Origin of the sequence: Comamonas sp. NLF-1-9, assembly GCF_019195435.1 — a bacterium.
GTDB lineage: Bacteria > Pseudomonadota > Gammaproteobacteria > Burkholderiales > Burkholderiaceae_C > Comamonas_C.
This window is the reverse complement of record NZ_CP078069.1, coordinates 166,676-186,679: the sequence shown is the minus strand read 5'-3', so window position 1 is coordinate 186,679 and position 20,004 is coordinate 166,676. Positions and strand designations below refer to the sequence as shown.

The window sequence follows — 20,004 nt, the reverse complement described above, 5'->3', positions numbered from 1 at the left end:
CCACTGCTAGAGCCCAGGCAGATTCAGGCATGAACCGGCTTGTGGCCCAGGCCCGGATTGCGCGAGCCGCTATTCTTGCCATAGCGGTCGACGCCCAGGCCAGAAGTCGAGATGTCGGGCGTATGGCCCAGCGTGAGGTCGGCGACCAGCTTGCCCGAGCCCGCCGCCATGGTCCAGCCCAGCGTGCCGTGTCCGGTGTTCAGCAGCAGATTGGACAAGTGCGTCGCGCCGACGATGGGCGTGCCGTCCGGCGTCATCGGGCGCAGGCCGGTCCAGAACGTGGCCGCAGGCAGGTCGCCGCCGCCGGCAAACAAGCCCTTGGTCACCATCTCCAGCGTGGCGCGGCGCTGCGGGTTCAGGCGCAGGTCAAAGCCGCCGAGCTCGGCCATGCCGCCGACGCGGATGCGCTCATCAAAGCGGGTGATGGCCACTTTGTAGGTTTCGTCCATCACGGTAGAAACCGGCGCCCGGCTCTCGTCGACCAGCGGGATGGTGAGCGAATAGCCCTTGACGGGGTAGACCGGCAGATCGAGCCCCAGCCCCGTCGCCATGGCGCGGCTGTAGCTGCCCAGGGCGAGCACGTAGCGGTCGGCGGTGAGCACTTCGGCGGCCTCACCCGCCAGGCGCACGCCGCTCACCTGGCCGCCGCGCTGCTGCAGCTCGGCGATCTGCACGCCGAAGCGGAACTTCACGCCCAGCGCGATGGCTTTTTCGGCCAGCGCGGCGGTAAAGCGCTGGCAGTCGCCGGTCTCGTCCCCCGGCAACTGCAGGCCGCCGACCAGGCCCTTCGCGTGCGCCAGCGCCGGTTCGTATTGGACGAGGTCGGCCGGGTCGGTCATCAGGCGGTAGGGCACGCCGCATTCGTCGAGCACCTCGGTGTCGCGGTGCGCGGCCGCCAGTTGCTTGGCCGTGCGAAACACCTGCAGCGTGCCTTGGGTGCGCTGCTCGTAGGCGATGCCGGTGTCTTCGCGCAGCTGGCGCAGGCAGTCGCGGCTGTATTCGGCGATGCGCGTCATGCGCTCCTTGTTCACCGCGTAGCGCGCATCGGTGCAGTTGCGCAGCATCATGGCCATCCAGCGCAGCTGGAACATCGAGCCGTCGAGGCGGATGGCCAGCGGCGCGTGCTTCTGGAACATCCACTTGAGCGCCTTCAGCGGAATGCCGGGCGCGGCCCAGGGCGTGCTATAGCCGGGCGAGACCTGGCCGGCATTGGCAAAGCTGGTTTCCAGCGCCACGCCGCTTTCGCGCTCGAGCACCGTCACATCCGCCCCCGCACGCGCCAGGTAATAAGCCGTGCTGACACCGATCACGCCGCCGCCAAGAACCAGAACCTTCATGTGTGCCTCCGAATTGCGTCTGAGTCGCTGCTGTGCTGAAAGTTTAGGCAATAGCGCGCAGCAAGTCTCACTGAAATACGTGGCCAAATGCCGCAACATCAGTGAAAATCACTGAACGTGGCCTAACGAGGCAGTGAACATGATTGAGCTTGACCGCATCGACCGGAAAATCCTCGAAGCCCTGCAGCGCGAGGGCCGCCTGCCCATGACCGAGCTGGCGCAGCGCATAGGCCTGAGCGCCTCGCCCTGCACCGAGCGCGTCAGACGCCTGGAGCGCGAAGGGGTGATCCAGGGCTACCACGCGCGCGTGAACCCCGAGGCGCTGGGGCGCGGCCTGATCGTCTTCGTGGAGCTGACGCTGTCGGCCAAGTCCGCCCAGACCTTCGAGGCGGTGCGCCAGGCGCTGCTGCTGGAGCCGCGCGTACTCGAATGCCATCTGATCTCGGGCAGCTTTGACTACCTGCTCAAGGTGCGTCTGTCGGCGATGCGCGAATACCGCGAGCTGCTGGGCCACATCCTGCGCCAGATTCCGGTGCCGGCGCAGAGCAACAGCTATGTGGTGATGGAGGAAATCCAGGAAAACGGGCCACTGCCCGTGGGCTTGTAGCGCGCCGCGCCCTTGCCTACCAGCCGGGCGCCGCGTTCAGGCGACGCAGCACGAAGCGGCTTTCGCGCCCCGGCGCGCCCGGGCGGTCGAGCTGCTGCATCTGCCCGCGAATCTCGCGCCCGCAGGCATGGGGCACGAGGCGCCCGCTCCAGAAGGCAAACAGGCTCTTGCCGTCGCGCGACTCGTCCAGGTTGAATTCGCCCTCTTCGAGGTCGCCCGAGGCGATGGAGCGCAGGCCGGCAATCTCGAACTCGCCGCGCAGGCTGGCGCCGAATTCGGGATGGCGGCGCAGCACCAGCGTGCCCTGCTGGCCCAGATCGGGCAGTTGCAGTTGCCAGCGGCCGTAGAGCTCGGGCGCGCCCCAGCGCAGCAGATCGGGGCAGGCAGCCGGCGCGGCGACGGGCCGCACCGCCGAAGTATCCGGTTGTTTTTGGTCGCTGGCGCAGGCAGCAAGCGCGCCAGCAGCTATCAAACAAAGAGCAACTCGCACCATGTTCAGGAAGTTTGCAGCGGCGCGGTGCTCAGAGCAGGCGCGTGCCCAGCGGCACATCGCCATCGGGCACGCACAGCAGCACCTGGCCAGCCGCGTCGTGAAAGCCCGTCACCAGGCATTCGGAGCGCATCGGCCCGATCTGCTTGGGCGGGAAGTTCACCACCGCCACCACCAGGCGCCCGAGCAGTGCCTCGGGCGTGTAGTGCGCGGTGATCTGGGCGCTGGACTTCTTCACGCCGATCTCGGCGCCGAAATCCACCTGCAGCTTGTAGGCGGGCTTGCGCGCTTCCTTGAACACCTCGGCGGCGACGATGCGGCCCACGCGCAGCTCAACCTTGGTGAAGTCGTCCCAGCCGATCTCTGCCATGGCTAGAGGCGCTCTGCCACCCAGGCCTGGACGCTGGCCAGCGCCGCCGGCAGCGCGGCGGCGTCGCTGCCGCCGGCCATGGCCATGTCGCTCTTGCCGCCGCCCTTGCCGCCCACCTGCCGGGCGACGAAGTTGACCAGATCGCCCGCCTTGAGCTTGGCGGTTTCGGCCCTGGTCACGCCAGCGGCAATCTGCAATTTGTCGCCATCGACCGCGGCAAGCACGATGGCTGCGGCCCCGAGCTTGTCCTTGAGCTTGTCCATGGTCTCGCGCAAGGCCTTGGCGTCGGCCCCAGGCAACACCGCGGCCAGCACCTTCAGGCCCTTGACTTCAACCGCCTGCGCCGCAAGCTCATCGCCCTGGCTCGCGGCGAGCTTGCCCTTGAGCTGGGCGAGCTCCTTCTCCAGCCCCCTGGCGTGCTCCAGCGTGGCGGCAATGCGCTGCCTGAGCTCTTCCGTCGGGGCCTTGAGCGCAGCGGCGGCGTCGCGCACCGTGGCCTCCAGCCCTTGCAGGTAGGCCAGCGCATTCGCGCCCGTGATCGCCTCCACCCGGCGTATGCCGGCGGCCACGCCGCCCTCCATGACGATCTTGAACAAGCCGATGTCGCCGGTGCGCGCGACGTGGGTGCCGCCGCAGAACTCGCGGCTGCTGCCGATGTCCAGCACGCGCACGCTCTCGCCGTATTTTTCGCCGAACAGCATCACCGCGCCGGTGGCCTTGGCCGCTTCGATGTCCATCACGCGCGCCTGCGTCGCGGTATTGGCCAGCACCTCGGCATTCACCCGGCGCTCGACCTCCTGGATCTGCGCCGCCGTCACCGGCTGGTTGTGCGCAAAGTCAAAGCGCGTCTTGTCGGCATCGACCAGCGAGCCCTTTTGCTGCACGTGCGCGCCCAGCACCTCGCGCAGCGCCTTGTGCATCAGGTGCGTGACGCTGTGGTTGCGCATGGTGGCGGCGCGCCGCTCGGCATCGACCTGCGCCTGCACCGCATCGCCCACCTTGAGGCTGCCCGAAGCGAGCTCGCCATGGTGGCCAAAGACGCCGGCCTTGATTTTTTGCGTGTCGTGCACCGCAAAGCGCGCGCCGCCCGCGCCGATGACGCCCGCGTCGCCCACCTGGCCGCCGGATTCGGCGTAGAACGGCGTCACGTCCAGCACCAGCACGCCGTTTTCACCCTCTTTCAGCTCGCTGACGCTTTCCCCGCCTGCGTAGATAGCTACGATTTTTGAATCTTCTGCCAGATGCTCGTAGCCGGTGAAGGTATTGGCGTCGCCGTGGTAGTCGAGCAGCTTGTCCATCTTGAACTTGCCCGCCGCCCGCGCCTGCTCCTTCTGGTGCTGCATCGCGGCGTCAAAGCCCGCTTCATCGACCGCCACGCCGCGCTCGCGGCAGACGTCGTTGGTCAAATCCAGCGGAAAGCCGTAGGTGTCGTGCAGCTTGAAGGCGACTTCTCCGGGCAGGGTCGTCGCGCCGCCGGCCAGTGCCGCGTCGAGGATTTCCATGCCATGCGCCAGCGTCTCGAAAAAGCGCTCTTCCTCGGTCTTGAGCACGCCGGTGATGTGCGCCTGCTGCTCGGCAAGGCGCGGGTAGGCCTCGCCCATTTGCGCGACCAGGTCGGCCACGAGCTTGTGAAAGAACGGGGTCTTTTGCCCCAGCTTGTAGCCGTGGCGGATGGCGCGGCGGATGATGCGCCGCTGCACATAGCCACGGCCTTCGTTGCCCGGGATCACGCCGTCGCTGACCAGGAAAGCGGTGGCGCGGATATGGTCGGCAATCACCTTGAGCGAGGGGTTGCTCAGGTCGGCGCAGCCGGTCTCGCGCGCGGCAGCGGCGATCAAGGCCTGGAACAGGTCGATCTCGTAGTTGCTGTGCACGTGCTGCAAGATGGCGGCCAGCCGCTCCAGGCCCATACCGGTATCGACGCAAGGCGCGGGCAGCGGCGTGACCGAGCCGTCCGCCGCCATGTTGAACTGCATGAACACGTGGTTCCAGATCTCGATGAAGCGGTCGCCGTCTTCATCGGGGCTGCCGGGCGGGCCGCCGGGGATGTGCGGGCCGTGGTCGTAGAAGATCTCCGAACACGGGCCGCAGGGGCCGGTGTCGGCCATCATCCAGAAGTTGTCGCTCTTGTACTTGCCGCCCTTGTTGTCGCCGATGCGGATCACGCGCTCTGGCGGCAGGCCGATCACCTTGGTCCAGATGTCGTAGGCCTCGTCGTCCTCGTGGTAGACGGTGGCCAGCAGTCTTTCCGGCGGCAGGCCGTAGACCTGGGTGAGCAGCTCCCAGCCCCATTCGATGCTCTCGCGCTTGAAGTAGTCGCCAAAGCTCCAGTTGCCCAGCATCTCGAAGAAGGTGTGGTGGCGCGCGGTATAGCCGACGTTTTCCAGGTCGTTGTGCTTGCCCCCTGCGCGCAGGCAGGCCTGCACGCTGGTGGCGCGCGTGTAGGGGCGCTGGTCGGTGCCGAGGAATACGTCCTTGAACTGCACCATGCCGCTGTTGGTGAACATCAGCGTCGGGTCGTTGCCCGGCACCAGCGGGCTGGAGGGCACGATGGTGTGGCCGCGCGCGGCGAAGAAGTCCAGAAAGCTCTGGCGGATTTGTGCAACGCTGGTCGGCGGGTTCTGCGATTTCATTGCGATTTATGCCTCTGGCGCCCGTGCTGCATGCGCGAGCAGCTCATCAATCGATAGCGAATGGCACCAATGAAAAAGGCGCTCGTGCAAAGCGCCTTGTTCGGTGGAGCGGGTGAAGGGAATCGAACCCTCGTATGAAGCTTGGGAAGCTGCCGTTCTACCATTGAACTACACCCGCGCAAGACCGCAGATTCTAAGGCACGGCGGGCACGCCGGCGCGCCCGGCAGGGCAAGAGGCGGCAAAGCGCAAAGCGCAGCAGGCCGGGGTGCGCCACGCGCCTGGGGCTTGTCCAGCCTTGCCTCAGATCAAGGCCTTGAAGGCATCGTGCACGGCGCTGGCCGCCTGCATGCGGCTGGCGATGCTGCCGCAGACCAGTTCGCACAGCTCGTCCACGCGCTCGTCGGCAATGCGGAAGTAGACGCTGGTGCCGCGTTCTTCGCGCGCGACGATGCCGTGCTTGCTCATGAGCGAGAGGTGGCGCGAGACGTTGGCCGAGGTATAGCCGCAGGCCTGGGCCAGCTCGCCCACGTTGTATTCGCGCTCGCGCAGCAGATTGAGCAGGCGCAGCCGCGTGGGCTCGGCCAGCACCTGAAAGTAGGCGGCCACTTGATCGATGACCTCGGCAGGCATGTGCTTCATGACGCTATCTCCATGGCTGCATTATACTCTTGTTGACTAATTGCGTGAATGCGTAAATAATCAATCGTACATCAATGAACTCCATCCAGTCCGCCGATATGCACTCTCACCGCTGGCGCGCCGCCCTCACCGCTGCTTTTTTGACGGTCGTACTCGCGCCCTGGGGCCACGCGGCCGATGCCGCCGCGCTGAAGTGGGCGCCGGTCCAGGCCAGCAAGGCCTCCCCCTTGCAAAGCAGCGACGCGAAGGTGGAAGCGGTGCGCGACGCGACACTCGCCGCGCAGGTGGCGGGCAGCATCACCGCCGTGCACGTGCATGCGGGCGAACCCGTCAAGGCCGGGCAGGAGCTGCTGCGCATTGACGCGCGCATGGCCAGCCAGGGCGCAGCCGCAAGCAGCGCGCAGGTAGTGGCCGCGCAGGCGCAGGCGGCAGCGGCGGCCAAGGAATACGAGCGCCAGCAGCAGCTTTTTGCCAGGCGCTACATCAGCCAGGCGGCGCTGGACCATGCCCAGGCGCAGTGGCAGGCCAGCCAGGCGCAGGTGAAGGCGCTGCAGGCGCAGGCGGCGCTGGCCGGCACGCAGACCGGGTTGCACGTACTGCGCGCGCCGTTTGACGGTGTCGTCGCCAGCGTGCCTGTGACGCTGGGCGACATGGCGCTGCCGGGCAAGCCGCTCATCACCTTGATCGACCCGGGCGCCTTGCGCGTGACGGCCGCGCTCACCCAGGCGCAAGTGGCCGCACTGCGCGGCGTCACGCAGGTGCTGGTGGAGCTGCCCGGCGCGGGCAAGGAACGCAGCGCAATCGCCATGGCGCAGGTGCAGGTGTTGCCCACGGCCGATGCGCAAAGCCACACCAGCACGGTGCGCGTGAACCTGCCCGCCCAGCTGCCGGGTGCCGTCCCCGGGGCCTTCGCACGCCTGTGGTTCGAGGGCGCGGGCACGCCGGGCGCCGCGCCGCGCCTCTTCGTGCCCGCCGCGAGCGTGGTGCGCCGCGCGGAGATGACGGGGGTGTACGTGCAAGACAGCAAGGGCCAGCCGCAACTGCGCCAGGTGCGCCTGGGGCCGGTGGCGGGCGAGCAGATCGAGATCCTCAGCGGCCTGAACGCCGGTGAGTTGGTGGCAACAGAGCCGCAGGTGGCTGCACGGGCGCGCTGAGATGAGCACCACGACCAAGCACGCCCTGGGCCTCTCGGGCCGCATCGCGCAGGCCTTCCAGAACGCGCAGATCACGCCGCTGCTGGCGCTGGTGGCGCTGCTGCTGGGCATTTTTGCGGTGCTGGTCACGCCGCGCGAGGAAGAACCGCAGATCGACGTGACCATGGCCAACGTGATCGTGCCCTTCCCCGGCGCGGCGGTCGCCGAGGTCGAGGCGCTGATTGCCACGCCGGCCGAGCAGGTGCTCGCGCAGATGCAAGGCGTGGAGCACGTCACCAGCGTCTCCCAGCCCGGCACGGCGCTGCTCACGGTGCAGTTCAAGGTGGGCGTGCCGCGCACCGAGGCGCTGGTGCGCCTGCACGACACGTTGCGCAGCAACGCCGACTGGTTGCCGCGCAGCCTGGGCGCGCTGGAACCCATCATCCGGCCCAAGGGCATCGATGACGTGCCCATCGTCACGCTCACGCTCTTCAGCCAGAACCCGGACAGCGGCGCCTACGACCTGGAGCGCGTGGCGCACAGCGTGGAGGTAGAGCTCAAGCGCGTGCCCGGCACGCGCACGGTGAGCACCATAGGCGGGCCGGGGCGCGCGGTGCTGGTGCAGCTCGACCCGGTGCGCATGGCGGGCAGCGGCATCACCGTGGAGATGCTGCGCGGCGCGCTGCAGTCGGCCAACCAGGGACTGCCGCTGGGCGAGCTGCTCACGGGCAACCAGGCCGTGGCGATCGAGGCCGGGCCGCACCTGAGCCGTGCCGATGAAGTGGCCGACATCGTCGTCGGCAGCCACGGCGGCAAGCCCGTGTTCCTCAAGGACGTGGCCAGCGTGCAGGACGGCCCGCCGCCCGCGACGCGCTACGTTTGGCACAGCATCGTGCAAGACGGCAAGGCCATGGAGTACCCGGCGGTGACCATGGCCATCACCAAGAAGGCGGGCGAAAACGCCATCGCCGTGGCCCAGGCCGTGATGGCGCGCGTCACGCAACTGAAGAACACCGTGATTCCGGCCGACGTGCAGGTGGCCGAGACGCGCGACTACGGCGCGACGGCCAACGACAAGGCGCAAAAGCTGATCCAGAAGCTGATCTTCGCCACGCTCAGCGTCGTCGCGCTGGTGTTCTTCGCGCTCGGGCGGCGCGAATCGCTGATCGTGGGCGCCGCCGTGGGCCTCACGCTGGCGGCGACGCTGTTTGCCTCCTGGGCCTGGGGCTTCACGCTCAACCGCGTCTCGCTGTTCGCGCTGATTTTTTCCATCGGCATCCTGGTCGATGACGCCATCGTCGTGGTCGAGAACATCCACCGCCACCAGGCACTGCACCCCGAGAAAACCTTGCTGCAACTCATCCCCGGCGCGGTCGATGAAGTCGGCGGGCCGACGATCCTCGCCACCTTCACCGTCATTGCCGCGCTCTTGCCCATGGCCTTCGTCAGCGGCCTGATGGGCCCCTACATGGCGCCAATCCCGATCAACGCCAGCATGGGCATGGTGATCTCGCTGGCCGTGGCCTTCACCGTCACGCCGTGGCTGGCGCAGCACTGGATGAAGCCGCACGCGGGCGCGGCGGCGCAAGAGCACACGGGGCTGGCGGCGCGCCTCGCGCCGCTGTTCGAGCGCGTCTTTCGCCCGCTGCTCGATGACCGGCGCGGACGGCGCAAGCGCGCGCTGCTGGGCCTCGCCGTGGCCGGGCTGATCGCGCTCTCTCTGCTGCTACCCGCCATCGGCTGGGTGCAACTGAAGATGCTGCCGTTTGACAACAAGAGCGAGTTCCAGGTCATCGTCGACATGCCCGCAGGCACGCCGCCCGAGCGCACCGCCGCCGTGCTGCACGAGCTGGGCGCGATGCTCGCCACCCTGCCCGAAGTCACCGATTTCCAGGCCTATGCCGGCACCGCCGGGCCGATCAACTTCAACGGCCTGGTGCGCCAGTACGAGCTGAGAAGCGGCGGCCACGTGGGCGACATCCAGGTCAACCTGCTGGGCCAGCACGAACGCAGCGAGCAAAGCCACGCGATTGCGATGCGCGTGCGCCCCGCGCTGCAAGAGATCGGCGCCCGGCTGGGCGCCAACGTCAAGGTGGTGGAAGTGCCGCCGGGCCCGCCGGTGCTCGCTCCAATAGTCGCCGAAATCTACGGACCTGATGCCCAAGGGCGGCGCAAAGTGGCGCAGGACGTGCGTCAAGCGCTACAAAAAACGCAGGGCATCGTCGATCTGGACGATTCCTCGATCGCCGATGCACCCAGGCAACTGGTGCTGGTCGACCGGCGCAAGGCTGCGCTCATGGGCGTGTCGCAAGCTGCCATCGTCTCCGCGCTGCACGCCGGCCTGGCGGGCGAGGCCGCCACCTGGCTGCACGACGCGCAGAGCAAATACGCCACGCCCATCGTGCTGCAACTGCCCGCCAGCGCGCAAGGCAGCCTGGACGCGCTGCTGCAACTGCCGGTGCGCACGGTGGGCGGCCAGCTCATCCCCATCCGCGAGCTGGTGACGATCAGCGACACGCTGCGCGAGCAGCCGGTCTATCACAAGGACTTGCTGCCGGTTCATCTTGTCGTCGCCGACATGGCGGGCAAGGTCGATAGCCCGCTCTACGGCATGTTCGCCGCGCGCCCGGCGATCCACACCATCGTCGCGCCCGATGGCGCGGGGCTCGATGAATATTTCATCCGCCAGCCTGCCGACCCGTACCGCGCCTACAGCCTCAAGTGGGATGGCGAGTGGCAGATCACCTACGAGACCTTCCGCGACATGGGCGCCGCCTACGCCGTGGGCCTCATCCTGATCTACCTGCTCGTCGTCGCGCACTTCGGCTCCTACCTCACGCCGCTGATCATCATGGCGCCGATCCCGCTCACCATCATCGGCGTGATGCCGGGGCATGCACTCTTGGGCGCGCAGTACACCGCCACCAGCATGATCGGCATGATCGCGCTCGCGGGCATCATCGTGCGCAACTCCATCCTGCTGGTGGATTTCATCCGGCTGCAGGTGCAGGCGGGCATGGAATTCAAGCAGGCCATCGTGCAGTCGGCCATCACGCGCGCGCAGCCGATCTTGCTCACCGGCGTGGCGGCAATGCTCGGCGCCTTCTTCATCCTGAGCGACCCGATCTTCAACGGCCTGGCGATCTCGCTGATCTTCGGCATCGCGGTCTCCACGGTGCTGACGCTGGTCGTCATTCCCCTGCTCTATTACGTGGCCTACCGCAAGCACCTGGACGTGGTGCGTGGCCAGGGAGAAGCCGCATGACCATCAAAACCATAGCTGCTCGCGCTTGCCCAGCAAGCGTCAGAGGCCGATTTGGCCTGAAATTCTGGCTGCCGCTCGCCGCTGCCCTGCTGCTGGCCCCAAGCGCGCACGCGCTCACGCTCACCCAAGCCTGGCAGGCGGCCGAGGGGCACGACCGCCAGCTCGCCGCCGCGCGCGCCGCCGCCGGCGTGGCCGAACCGCAGCGCCAGCAGGCGCGCGCGCTGTGGCGCCCGCAACTGGCGCTCACCGCCTCGGCAGGCCTCGCCGCCAGCGACACGAAGATGCGCGGCGCGCAGTTTTCCGCGCCCGGCCTGGGCAGCTCCAGCGGCGTGGATTTCGCTACCTCGATCCACGGCGGCGCGGCCACGCGCGTGGCCTTGCAGGCCAGCCAGCCGCTGTACAACCCGGCGCGCCGCGCCGAGCAGCATCAGCTCACGCTGCAAGCCGATCGCGCGCAGCTCGCGCTGCAAGCGGCCCGCCAAAGCGCCATGCTGCGCACCGCCAGCAGCTATTTGAATCTGGCGATGGCGCAAGAGAAACTGCGCGTGCTACAAGGCCAGATCCAGGCCGTGCAAAGCGCTGCGCAGGAAGCCCAAGACCGCTTTGACATCGGCGCCGCGCCCGTCACCGCGGTGCACGAGGCCGGCGCCGAACTGGCCCTGATCCAGGCGCAAGTCGCCGGCGCGCAGGCCGACATCACCACGCGCACCCGCGAACTGGCCGACATCACGGGCCTGCCGCCCGAGCGCCTCGCGGTGCAACTGCCCGCCAGCGCCAGCCCCGAGCCGCGCGCACTCGATCTCTGGCAGCAACTGGCCGAAGACACGAGCCTGGTGCTGCGCGAGCAGCAACTGCAAACACAACTGGCGCAGGCCGAGCTCGACAAATACGCTGCGGGCAGCCGCGCCAGCGTGGACCTGATCGCGCAGGCCGCGCACGATCGGCTCGATGGCCGAGGCGACTTCGGCGCTGCGCGCAACACCAGCCTGAACGCGATGGTGGGCGTGCAGCTCACGATCCCGATTTCCACCGGCGGCATGCGCTCGGGCCGCGAACAGGAAGCCGCCGCCCGCCTGGCTGCTGCACAGCAGCAGGAAGACGCCGCGCGCGAGCAACTGGCGCGCAGCATAGAGGCGGCATGGCTGGCAATGCACACCGGCGCACAGCAAACCCGCGCGCTGCAAGCGGCGCTGGACGCCAGCCGCCTGCGCGAGGACGCCACGCACACCGGCTACGAAACGGGCGAACGCACGCTGCTGGATGTTCTGCGTGCGCGCAACGACGTCGCCGCCACACGCCTGCAACTGGCGCAGGCGCGCGTGGGCACGCTGCTCGCGCGCCTGCAACTGGCCGAGCGCGCGGGGCAGCTCGACACCGCCGCGCTGCAAGACGCGAGCGCACCCCAACCCTGAAACACGCGCCCAGTCACACGCCCCTTTCAACCATCCACCAGGAGACAGACATGGCCCACATCGTGATTCTTGGCGCAGGCACCGGCGGCATGCCCGCCGCCTACGAATTGCGCGCGCTGCTGGACAAGACGCATCGCATCACCGTCGTCAACGCGGTCGATTACTTCCAGTTCGTGCCGTCCAACCCCTGGGTGGCCGTGGGCTGGCGCGAGCGCCAGGAAACGACAATGCCCATCGCGCCCAGTCTGGCCAAGAAAGGTATCGCCTTCATCGCGCAGCAGGTGGACCAGATCGACGCCGAGGGCAAGCTGCTGACGCTGGCCAACGGCGAGCAGCTGGCCTACGACTACCTCATCATCACCACCGGCCCCAAGCTCTCGTTCGACGAAGTGCCTGGCAGCGGCCCGCAGGGCGGGTACACGCAATCGATCTGCACCGTCGATCACGCGCAAGCCGCCTGGGCCGCCTACCAGCAATTTCTGCAAGACCCCGGCCCCGCGATCATCGGCGCGATGCCCGGCGCCTCGTGCTTCGGCCCGGCCTACGAGTTCGCCTTCATCTTCAACAAGGACCTGCAAAAGAGAAAGCTGCGCCACAAGGTGCCGCTGACCTTCGTCACCAGCGAGCCCTGGATCGGCCACATGGGGCTGGCGGGCGTGGGCGATTCCAAGACGCTGCTGGAGAGCGAGCTGCGCAGCTTCGACATCAAGTGGATCACCAACGCCAAGACCACGCGCGTGGAAGCGGGCAGGATGTTCGTCACCGAACTCGACGAAGCCGGCCAGCCCAAGAAGGAGCACGAGCTGCCCTTCAAGTTCAGCATGATGCTGCCCGCCTTCAAGGGCGTGGACGCGGTGGCTGCCGTCGAAGGCCTGTGCAACCCGCGCGGCTTCGTGCTGATCGACGAGTACCAGCGCAGCAAGAAGTACCGCAACATCTTCTCGGCCGGCGTGTGCGTCGCCATCCCACCGGTCGAGGTCACGCCCGTGCCCACCGGTGCGCCCAAGACCGGCTACATGATCGAGACCATGGTCTCGGCCATCTGCCACAACATCGCCGCCGAGCTTGCGGGCCGACCCGAGGACGCCACCGCCAAGGCCACCTGGAACGCGATCTGCCTAGCCGACATGGGCGACACCGGCGCCGCCTTCGTCGCGCTGCCGCAAATCCCGCCGCGCAACGTCAACTGGTTCAAGAAGGGCAAGTGGGTGCACCTGGGCAAGATCGCCTTCGAAAAATACTTCATGCACAAGATGAAGACCGGCTCGCCCGAACCGTTTTACGAGAAACACGTGCTCAAGGCCCTGGGCATAGAGCGGCTGGAGAAAACCCGGTGAACGCCTTGATGCCACCCGGCCGATGGATGTGCTTGAAAGGGTCAAGGCGCCGGGTTCATGATGCGCCATGCCCCACGGCGCTCCCAAACCGAGAAACACATGAGCACTCCTGAAATCGTCATCCTCGGCAGCGGCTTCGGCGCGCTGTCCACCGTGCGCGAGCTGCGGGCACGCCTGTGCACCGCGCCGATCACGCTCGTCTCACCGCTGGCCGAGCTGCACTACCTGCCCGGCATCATCTGGATTCCCGGCGGCAAACGAAAGCGCGAAGACCTCGTCGTGCCGCTCGCGCCCTTCTTCGAGCGCATGAAGGTGCGCCACGTCGCGGCCGAGGTCACGGGGCTGCAAGACCAGGGCCGCACCGTGCTCACCGGTACGGGTGAAAAAATCGCCAACGACGCGCTGGTGATCGCCACCGGCGGGCGCTTCATCAAGAAGCTGCCCGGCATAGCGCACGCCATCACGCCCTGCGAGGGCATCGCCGCCGCCGAGAAGATTCGCGAGCGCCTGAAGGCGATGAGCGGCGGCTCGATCGCGGTCGGCTTTTCCGGCAACCCCAAGGAGCCTGCGGCGGTGCGCGGCGGGCCGATGTTCGAATTTCTCTTCGCCATCGACACGCAATTGCGCCGCGAGGGTCGGCGCGAAAAATTCACGCTCACCTTCTTTCACCCCAAGACCGAGCCGGGCAAACGCCTGGGCGAGCAGGCCGTGCAAGGCATCCTCGCCGAGATGCGCCGCCGCGGCATTCAGACGCACCTGGGGCACAAGCCGCTGCGTTTCGAGGCGGACAAGGTGGTGACCGAGGGCGGCGAAATCCCCGCCGACCTGATCCTCTTCATGAGCGGCATGACCGGCAAGGCCTGGCTGGACGCGACCGCGCTGCCGCGCTCACCCGGCGGCCTGATCGCCGCCGACGCGCAATGCCGCGTGCAGGGCTGGCACAGGACTTACGTCGTCGGCGACGCCGGCAGCTTTCCCGGCCCCGACTGGGCGCCCAAGCAGGCCCACATGGCCGACCTGCAAGCGGCTGCCGCCGCGCAGAACCTGATCGACGCGCTGGCCGGCCGCCCGGAGACTGCCGGCTTCAAGGCCGAGCTGCTGTGCATCATCGACACGCTCGAGCAAGGCAAGCTGGTCTGGCGCACCGGGGCGCGTACCGTCTCGCTGCCCTGGCTGCGCCCCGCGCACTGGGCGAAGGCGCATTTCGAGCGGCGCTACCTCGAACGCTATCGCTGAGCGGCCCGCTCAAGACCCCATCTCCCGCGTCGATTGCATTTTTTTGTTGAAGGAGCACACCATGACCACCTGGAGAGTCACCCGCGCCGTAGCCGGCTTTTTCATCCTGCTCTCGCTCGCCCTGGGCATCCCGGGCAGCCCCGTCTTTGTGAGCCAGTGGTGGCTCGCATTCACCGCATTTGTCGGCCTGAACCTGCTGCAGAGCGCCTTTACGCAGTGGTGTCTGATGGCCAACATGCTCAAGAAGCTGGGCATCCAGCCCGGCTGCTGAACCGAAAGGAAGAACCATGTTGAACAATGTCGGCGGCATCGACCGCATCCTGCGCATCCTCGTGGGCATCGTGCTGATCGCCCTGGCCGCCACCGGTGTCGTGGGCTGGTGGGGCTATCTTGGCGTACTGCCGCTCGCTACCGGCCTGTTTCGCTTCTGCCCGGCCTACAGCCTGCTGGGCATACGCACCTGCCCGATGAAAAAGCCCGAGTGAAAGACGAGAACGCCGCCGCGGCCCGAGGCTGCGGCGGCGCAGGACTGCCGCGCAGGCCGACTCAGAAGCGGTAGGCCAGACCCACGCGCACCACCGGGAACCATTTGTACTTGCTGGCCTTGTCGTCCAGCGCCGCGCGCTCCTGGTCCAGCCGCCCCTGGGTCCAGCCCATGCCGGGCGAAGCCTGCAGGCTGGTGCGCACCGCGCCATAGCTGGCACCGAGATCGGCCGCAAACGACAGGCCGCTCGCCTTGGGCGAATAGCCCCAGCCCACGCCAAGATAAGGCCGCAGATTGCGCGTGTGGATGTCGCCGCGCACCCATTCGCCAGGCAGTATGGATTCGGCCCTGGCGTCCACCGCGATCTTGTCGCGCCCGAGAAAAAAGCCGCCGGTCAGGCGAAACTGCCCGGCAAGGAAATAGTCGCCGAACAAACCGACGGAGCTGAACTTGAGCTTGCCGTCGTAGTCGATGTGGCGCGTATGGATGTTGCGGCCATAGCTGAGGAAGTTCAGGTCGGCGCGCAGATTGAAGCCCTCGAAATGCTGCGCGTAGCCGACGGTAGCGCCGGTCGTGCCCAACTGGCCGTAGATCGTTTGCGCACCCGCGCCGCCCGCACCCGCGAGCGCCGCCACCGCCACCATGCCCATCCAGCGCTTCATGCCTGCCTCTCAACAAGAAATTGCAATTGTTTCAAAACGTCTGCAGTATAGGCGGGCACCGCGCAGGGCGCGCCGGGCGCGGCCCTATGTTGCCTTTTTGCGAAAGCCCGGATGCGGTCAATGTTGCAGTGCAAAAACCGCTTGGCCTAAAATGCAGGGCCATGTATGCCACGCTGTCACTCCGGCTGTACCCCGTCGCCCCGCACGGCGACCTGGCATGCGCGTTCACCACCAAAACCACGACCATCAAGAGCTGAACAGCTCCGGCATCGTCGTGCGCCCTCCTCCGGCCAGACGAGCCGGGGCAAGAAAACAGCGCCTGACGGTGCTTCTATTTTTTGAAAGGGCAGAGCAATGGGCAAGCAACTGGTAGGTCTCGTCGGCTGGCGCGGCATGGTCGGCTCCGTGCTGATGGACCGCATGCAGGCCGAGGGCGACTTCGAGCTGATCGAGCCGGTCTTCTTCTCCACCTCCAACGCCGGCGGCAAGGCGCCCGCGATGGCGCGCACGCACACCCAGCTCAAGGACGCGAACGACATCGCCGAGCTCGCCCAGTGCGACATCGTCATCACCTGTCAGGGCGGCGACTACACCAAGGAAGTGTTCCCGAAGCTGCGGGCCAGCGGCTGGCAGGGGCACTGGATCGACGCCGCCAGCGCGCTGCGCATGCAGAGCGACGCGGTCATCGTTCTGGACCCGGTCAACGAGGGACTGATCAAGGACAAGCTCGCCGCGGGCGGCAAGAACTGGATAGGCGGCAACTGCACCAATTCCATCCTGCTCATGGGCATGGTCGGTCTGTTCAAGGCAGACCTGGTCGAATGGGTCAGCTCCATGACCTACCAGGCGGCCTCGGGCGGCGGCGCCAACCACATGCGCGAGCTGCTCAAGGGCATGGGCGTGATCCACGCTGCGGTGCAGGATGAGCTGGCCACGCCGGCGTCGGCCATCCTGGAGATCGACCGCAAGGTCGCCCAGACCATACGCGAAGACGTGCCGCGCGAATTCTTCGGCGCTCCTCTGGCCGGCGGCCTGATCCCCTGGATCGACTCGCAACTGGACAACGGCCAGTCCAAGGAAGAATGGAAGGGCCAGGCCGAGGTCAACAAGATCCTGGGCACGAGCGCGCCAATTCCGGTCGACGGCCTGTGCGTGCGCATCGGTGCGATGCGCTGCCATTCGCTGGCGCTCACGCTCAAGCTCAAGAAGGACTTGCCGCTGGCGGAGGTCGAATCGCTGATCCGCGGCGGCAACCCCTGGGTGCGCTTCGTGCCCAACGAGCGCGAGCGCAGCGTGCATGAACTCACGCCCGCTGCGGTCACCGGCGGCCTGGACATCGCGGTCGGGCGCGTGCGCAAGCTCAACCTCGGGCCCGAGTACGTCTCTGCCTTCGTGGTGGGCGACCAGTTGCTCTGGGGCGCGGCCGAGCCGCTGCGGCGCATGCTGCGCATCCTGCTGGCCGCCTGAGCGCGCCAGGGCCTGCCCGAAGGGGCGGCGGCGCGGTGGGACGGCGCCGCGCCCGCTTGTTGCCAGTTGCCAACAGGCGATGCGACAAAATGGCACAAAAGGTCTGAAAAAAAGCTGAACCGCATCCTCAGCTTGTCAGTGCAACACATTGATGCTAAGGTGCTTTCAACCGTCATCAGGGGCTTTTGCGCTCCTGTTTTCAAAGCGCAAGGCAACCAACAGACACACAACGCAGACTGCCGCACCCATGCATCGCTGGAACCTTTCCCTCCTGGCCACTGCGGCCGCCCTCACCACGGGCCTGTACGTCTCCACCGCCAGCGCGCTGACCCTCGGCAAGGTCACGGTTCAGTCTGCCCTGGGCGAGCCCTTGCGCGCCGAAGTGGCGCTGCCGCGCATCACGCCCGCCGAAGCCGAATCGCTGCGCGTGCGCATGGCCAGCCCCGAGGTCTTCCGCGCCCAGGGCCTGGAGTTCTCCCCGGCGGTCCATGGCATCCGCCTCGAGCTCAAGCAGCAAGCCCAGGGCGCCATGGTGTTGCAGTTGAGCAGCGACCGCGCGGTGAGCGACCCCTTCATCGACCTGGTGATCGACGCCGCCTGGAACGCCGGCCACATCGTGCGCAGCTACACCCTGCTGTTCGACCCGCCGGCGCTGCGCCGCCCGTCGGCGCCTGCGCCCCTGGCCGCCCAGACCGGCGAAGCCGGCGCGAGCGGCGCGCAATCGGCCGCCGTGCCCAGCCCCAGCGCGGCGCCCGCACCGCTGCCTGCCGCCAGACCCCAGGCTGCTGCGCCGGCGTCCGCCCCCGCGCGCGCACCCGCCGCCGAGAGCGCGGCGCGCGAGGTCACGGTACATGCCGGCGACACCGCAGGCGCCATCGCCAGCGCCCACCGGCCCAGCGGCGTCTCGCTCGACCAGATGCTGCTGGCCTTGCTGCGCGCCAACCCCGAGGCCTTCATCGACGGCAACGTCAACCGCCTGCGCGCAGGCGCGGTGCTGCAACTGCCGGGCAAGGAAGCGGCTCAGGCCACGTCCGCCGCCCAGGCGCGCAAGATCATCGCGGCGCAGATCCACGACTTCAATGCCTTCCGCCAGCGCCTGGCCGGGGCCGCGCCCAGCGCCGGCGTGCCGTCGGCCACGCGCGCCGACAGCGGCAAGGTGCAGACCGAGGTGGCCGAGAGCAAGCCCGAAGCCGCCCAGACCGACAAGCTGACGCTGAGCAAGGGCGAGGCCGCGGCCAAGGCGGCGGACGACGCCAAGACCGCCGAGAGCCGCCAGACGCAGGAGACATCGGCGCGTCTGGCCGAACTCTCGCGCAACGTCGCCGAGCTGCAGAAGCTGGGCAATGGTGCGGATGCAGCCCCTGCCGAATCCGCCGCACCTGCGACCACGGCGCCGGCTGCAGACAGCGCCTCGGCGGCCAGCACGCCGGCGACCGCCGCGCCGGCAGATTCAAGCGCCGCCGCACCGGCCGCGGACGGCACTGCCGAGCTCACCGCGCCGCCGGCCCTGGCCGCTGCCGCCACCGAACCCGCCACTGAACCCGCCGCCGCTCCAGCACCCGAACCCGCGCCGGCGCCAGAACCCGCGCCCGCGCCGCAAGCGGCCACGCCCGCAGCGCCGCCCGCGCAGCCCGCAGCCGAACCCAGTCTGCTCGACGAACTCACGCAAGACCCGCTGATGACGGGCGGCGCCCTGGCGCTGCTGCTCTTGCTGCTGGGTTGGGCCGGCTACCGCTGGCAGCAGGGCCGGCGCAACCCGCAAAACCCCGAGACCACCTTTGCCGACGACGCCGACCACCCCGACTCTTTCTTTGCCGAAAGTGGCGGCCAGGAGGTGGACACCACCAGCAGCGACCTGAACACCGGCTCCACCTCCACGCTCTACTCCCCGAGCCAGCTCGACCAGATTGGCGACGTGGACCCGGTGGCCGAGGCCGACGTCTACCTCGCCTATGGCAAAGACCCCGAGGCCGAAGCCATCCTCAAGGAAGCGGCGCTGCTGCATCCGCAGCAGGTGGCCATTCCGGCAAAGCTGGCCGAGATCTACGCCAAGCGCCAGGACCGCGTAGGCCTGGAAGCGGCCGCGCGCCAGGTGCGCGAGCTCAGCCAGGGCCAGGGCGCCGAATGGGAGCGCGTGCAGCGCCTGGGCGCAGAGCTCGACGGCAACAACCCGCTCTACCGCACCCTGCCCGTAGCCGCCGCCGCAGCTGCCGGCACCGCAAGCGCGCAGGCGCCTGCCGCCGCCCCGCAGGTGCGCGAACCGGCGCTGGCCGGCATCGATGCGCCCGAACTCAGCGCGCCGCCCACTGCCCCGGCGGCACCGGCGCCCGACTCGGTGTTGCCCGAAATCGACCTGGATCTGGACCTGGACAGCGGCGCCTCCGCGCCCGCACCCCTGCAGGCCGATGCCGGCTCCAGCTTCGCCGCCGCGGCCGAAGCGGCGCGTGCCCGCGATGCAGAAAGGGCTGCGGACACCGTGCCCCAGGTGCTCACCACCGTGCCGGCCGCGCTGGCGCCAGCGCCCGTACAGGCCCCCTCGCCGGCGCCAGACGATCTCGGCCACACGCTGGACTTCCCGACCGACGACCTGGCGCTGGCCGAATCCGGCCCCATGCCGCTCTCCAAGCATGAAGACACAGGCACCGAGCCGGCCGCGCTGGAATTCGATCTGGGCGAGCTGTCGCTGGACCTGAGCCAGCCTGCCAGCCCGGCCATCGACATCAGCGCCGCCGCCCCGGCCGCTCCTGCAGAGCCGCTGCCCAGCGACCCGCTGGCCACCAAGCTCGCGCTGGCCGAGGAGTTCAAGGCCATAGGCGACAGCGAAGGCGCACGCGCATTGGTCGAAGAGGTCATCGCCCAGGCCGACGGTGAGCTCAAGGCCAGGGCCGAGCGCATGCTCGGCGCGCTGGACTGAGCGCAGCGCGGCGCCGC

The 20,004-nt window shown here is 68.1% G+C and carries 16 protein-coding genes and 1 tRNA gene; 10 read left to right on the top strand and 7 right to left on the bottom strand.

What is annotated here, in order from left to right; all coding sequences use genetic code 11:
• Window positions 1-23: 23 nt before the first annotated feature.
• Window positions 24-1,436 carry a D-amino acid dehydrogenase gene (locus KUD94_RS00815; RefSeq protein ID WP_218238034.1) on the bottom strand — a complete coding sequence of 471 codons (1,413 nt, stop codon included), beginning with the start codon at window positions 1,434-1,436 and terminating at the stop codon, window positions 24-26.
• Between the two features lie 40 nt (window positions 1,437-1,476).
• Between KUD94_RS00815 and KUD94_RS00810 the strand changes: the two genes are divergently transcribed.
• Window positions 1,477-1,944: a winged helix-turn-helix transcriptional regulator gene (locus tag KUD94_RS00810; RefSeq protein ID WP_218238033.1), complete on the top strand. Its 468-nt coding sequence runs from the start codon at window positions 1,477-1,479 to the stop codon at window positions 1,942-1,944.
• 16 nt (window positions 1,945-1,960) lie between these two features.
• Here the strand turns inward: KUD94_RS00810 and KUD94_RS00805 are convergent, their stop codons facing one another.
• The 5 genes from KUD94_RS00805 to KUD94_RS00785 all read right to left on the bottom strand — a co-directional run bounded on the left by KUD94_RS00805 (window position 1,961) and on the right by KUD94_RS00785 (window position 6,077).
• Complete coding sequence (locus tag KUD94_RS00805) at window positions 1,961-2,353, bottom strand: hypothetical protein (protein WP_218238032.1); 393 nt, start codon at window positions 2,351-2,353, stop codon at window positions 1,961-1,963.
• A gap of 112 nt (window positions 2,354-2,465) precedes the next feature.
• The gene (locus KUD94_RS00800) at window positions 2,466-2,804 is read right to left on the bottom strand and encodes a tRNA-binding protein (protein ID WP_146911741.1); all 339 of its coding nucleotides are present in this window, start codon (window positions 2,802-2,804) and stop codon (window positions 2,466-2,468) included.
• 2 nt (window positions 2,805-2,806) lie between these two features.
• Complete coding sequence (gene alaS, locus KUD94_RS00795; protein WP_218238031.1) at window positions 2,807-5,437, bottom strand: alanine--tRNA ligase; 2,631 nt, start codon at window positions 5,435-5,437, stop codon at window positions 2,807-2,809.
• Between the two features lie 104 nt (window positions 5,438-5,541).
• Window positions 5,542-5,615 (bottom strand) — tRNA-Gly (locus KUD94_RS00790).
• Between the two features lie 123 nt (window positions 5,616-5,738).
• Window positions 5,739-6,077: a helix-turn-helix transcriptional regulator gene (locus KUD94_RS00785; RefSeq protein WP_218238030.1), complete on the bottom strand. Its 339-nt coding sequence runs from the start codon at window positions 6,075-6,077 to the stop codon at window positions 5,739-5,741.
• Window positions 6,078-6,217: 140 nt separating this feature from the next.
• Between KUD94_RS00785 and KUD94_RS00780 the strand changes: the two genes are divergently transcribed.
• The 7 genes from KUD94_RS00780 (at window position 6,218) to KUD94_RS00750 (ending at window position 14,945) form a co-directional block, all read left to right on the top strand.
• Window positions 6,218-7,231, top strand: a complete 1,014-nt coding sequence (locus KUD94_RS00780) for an efflux RND transporter periplasmic adaptor subunit (RefSeq protein WP_255568936.1) — start codon at window positions 6,218-6,220, stop codon at window positions 7,229-7,231.
• A 1-nt stretch (window position 7,232) separates the two neighbouring features.
• Entirely contained in the window at window positions 7,233-10,475 is a 3,243-nt protein-coding gene (locus KUD94_RS00775) for an efflux RND transporter permease subunit (RefSeq protein WP_218238029.1), read from the top strand.
• Entirely contained in the window at window positions 10,472-11,887 is a 1,416-nt protein-coding gene (locus tag KUD94_RS00770) for a TolC family protein (RefSeq protein ID WP_218238028.1), read from the top strand. Before KUD94_RS00775 ends, KUD94_RS00770 begins: the two co-directional genes overlap by 4 nt.
• Before the next feature lie 50 nt (window positions 11,888-11,937).
• Window positions 11,938-13,224, top strand: coding sequence for an NAD(P)/FAD-dependent oxidoreductase (locus KUD94_RS00765; RefSeq protein WP_218238027.1), 1,287 nt, complete (start codon window positions 11,938-11,940; stop codon window positions 13,222-13,224).
• Window positions 13,225-13,323: 99 nt separating this feature from the next.
• Window positions 13,324-14,460 carry an NAD(P)/FAD-dependent oxidoreductase gene (locus KUD94_RS00760; RefSeq protein WP_218238026.1) on the top strand — a complete coding sequence of 379 codons (1,137 nt, stop codon included), beginning with the start codon at window positions 13,324-13,326 and terminating at the stop codon, window positions 14,458-14,460.
• Window positions 14,461-14,521: 61 nt separating this feature from the next.
• Complete coding sequence (locus KUD94_RS00755) at window positions 14,522-14,731, top strand: DUF2892 domain-containing protein (RefSeq protein WP_218238025.1); 210 nt, start codon at window positions 14,522-14,524, stop codon at window positions 14,729-14,731.
• 16 nt (window positions 14,732-14,747) lie between these two features.
• Entirely contained in the window at window positions 14,748-14,945 is a 198-nt protein-coding gene (locus tag KUD94_RS00750) for a DUF2892 domain-containing protein (protein WP_218238024.1), read from the top strand.
• 61 nt (window positions 14,946-15,006) lie between these two features.
• On the opposite strand, the gene KUD94_RS00745 is transcribed toward KUD94_RS00750, so the two are convergent.
• On the bottom strand, window positions 15,007-15,606 hold the full coding sequence (locus KUD94_RS00745; protein WP_218238023.1) for a hypothetical protein: 600 nt from the start codon (window positions 15,604-15,606) through the stop codon (window positions 15,007-15,009).
• A gap of 354 nt (window positions 15,607-15,960) precedes the next feature.
• Between KUD94_RS00745 and asd the strand changes: the two genes are divergently transcribed.
• Both asd and KUD94_RS00735 read left to right on the top strand, forming a co-directional pair.
• Window positions 15,961-17,073 carry an aspartate-semialdehyde dehydrogenase gene (asd, locus tag KUD94_RS00740; RefSeq protein ID WP_218238022.1) on the top strand — a complete coding sequence of 371 codons (1,113 nt, stop codon included), beginning with the start codon at window positions 15,961-15,963 and terminating at the stop codon, window positions 17,071-17,073.
• A 247-nt stretch (window positions 17,074-17,320) separates the two neighbouring features.
• Window positions 17,321-19,987 carry a FimV/HubP family polar landmark protein gene (locus KUD94_RS00735; RefSeq protein WP_218238021.1) on the top strand — a complete coding sequence of 889 codons (2,667 nt, stop codon included), beginning with the start codon at window positions 17,321-17,323 and terminating at the stop codon, window positions 19,985-19,987.
• Window positions 19,988-20,004: the final 17 nt, after the last annotated feature.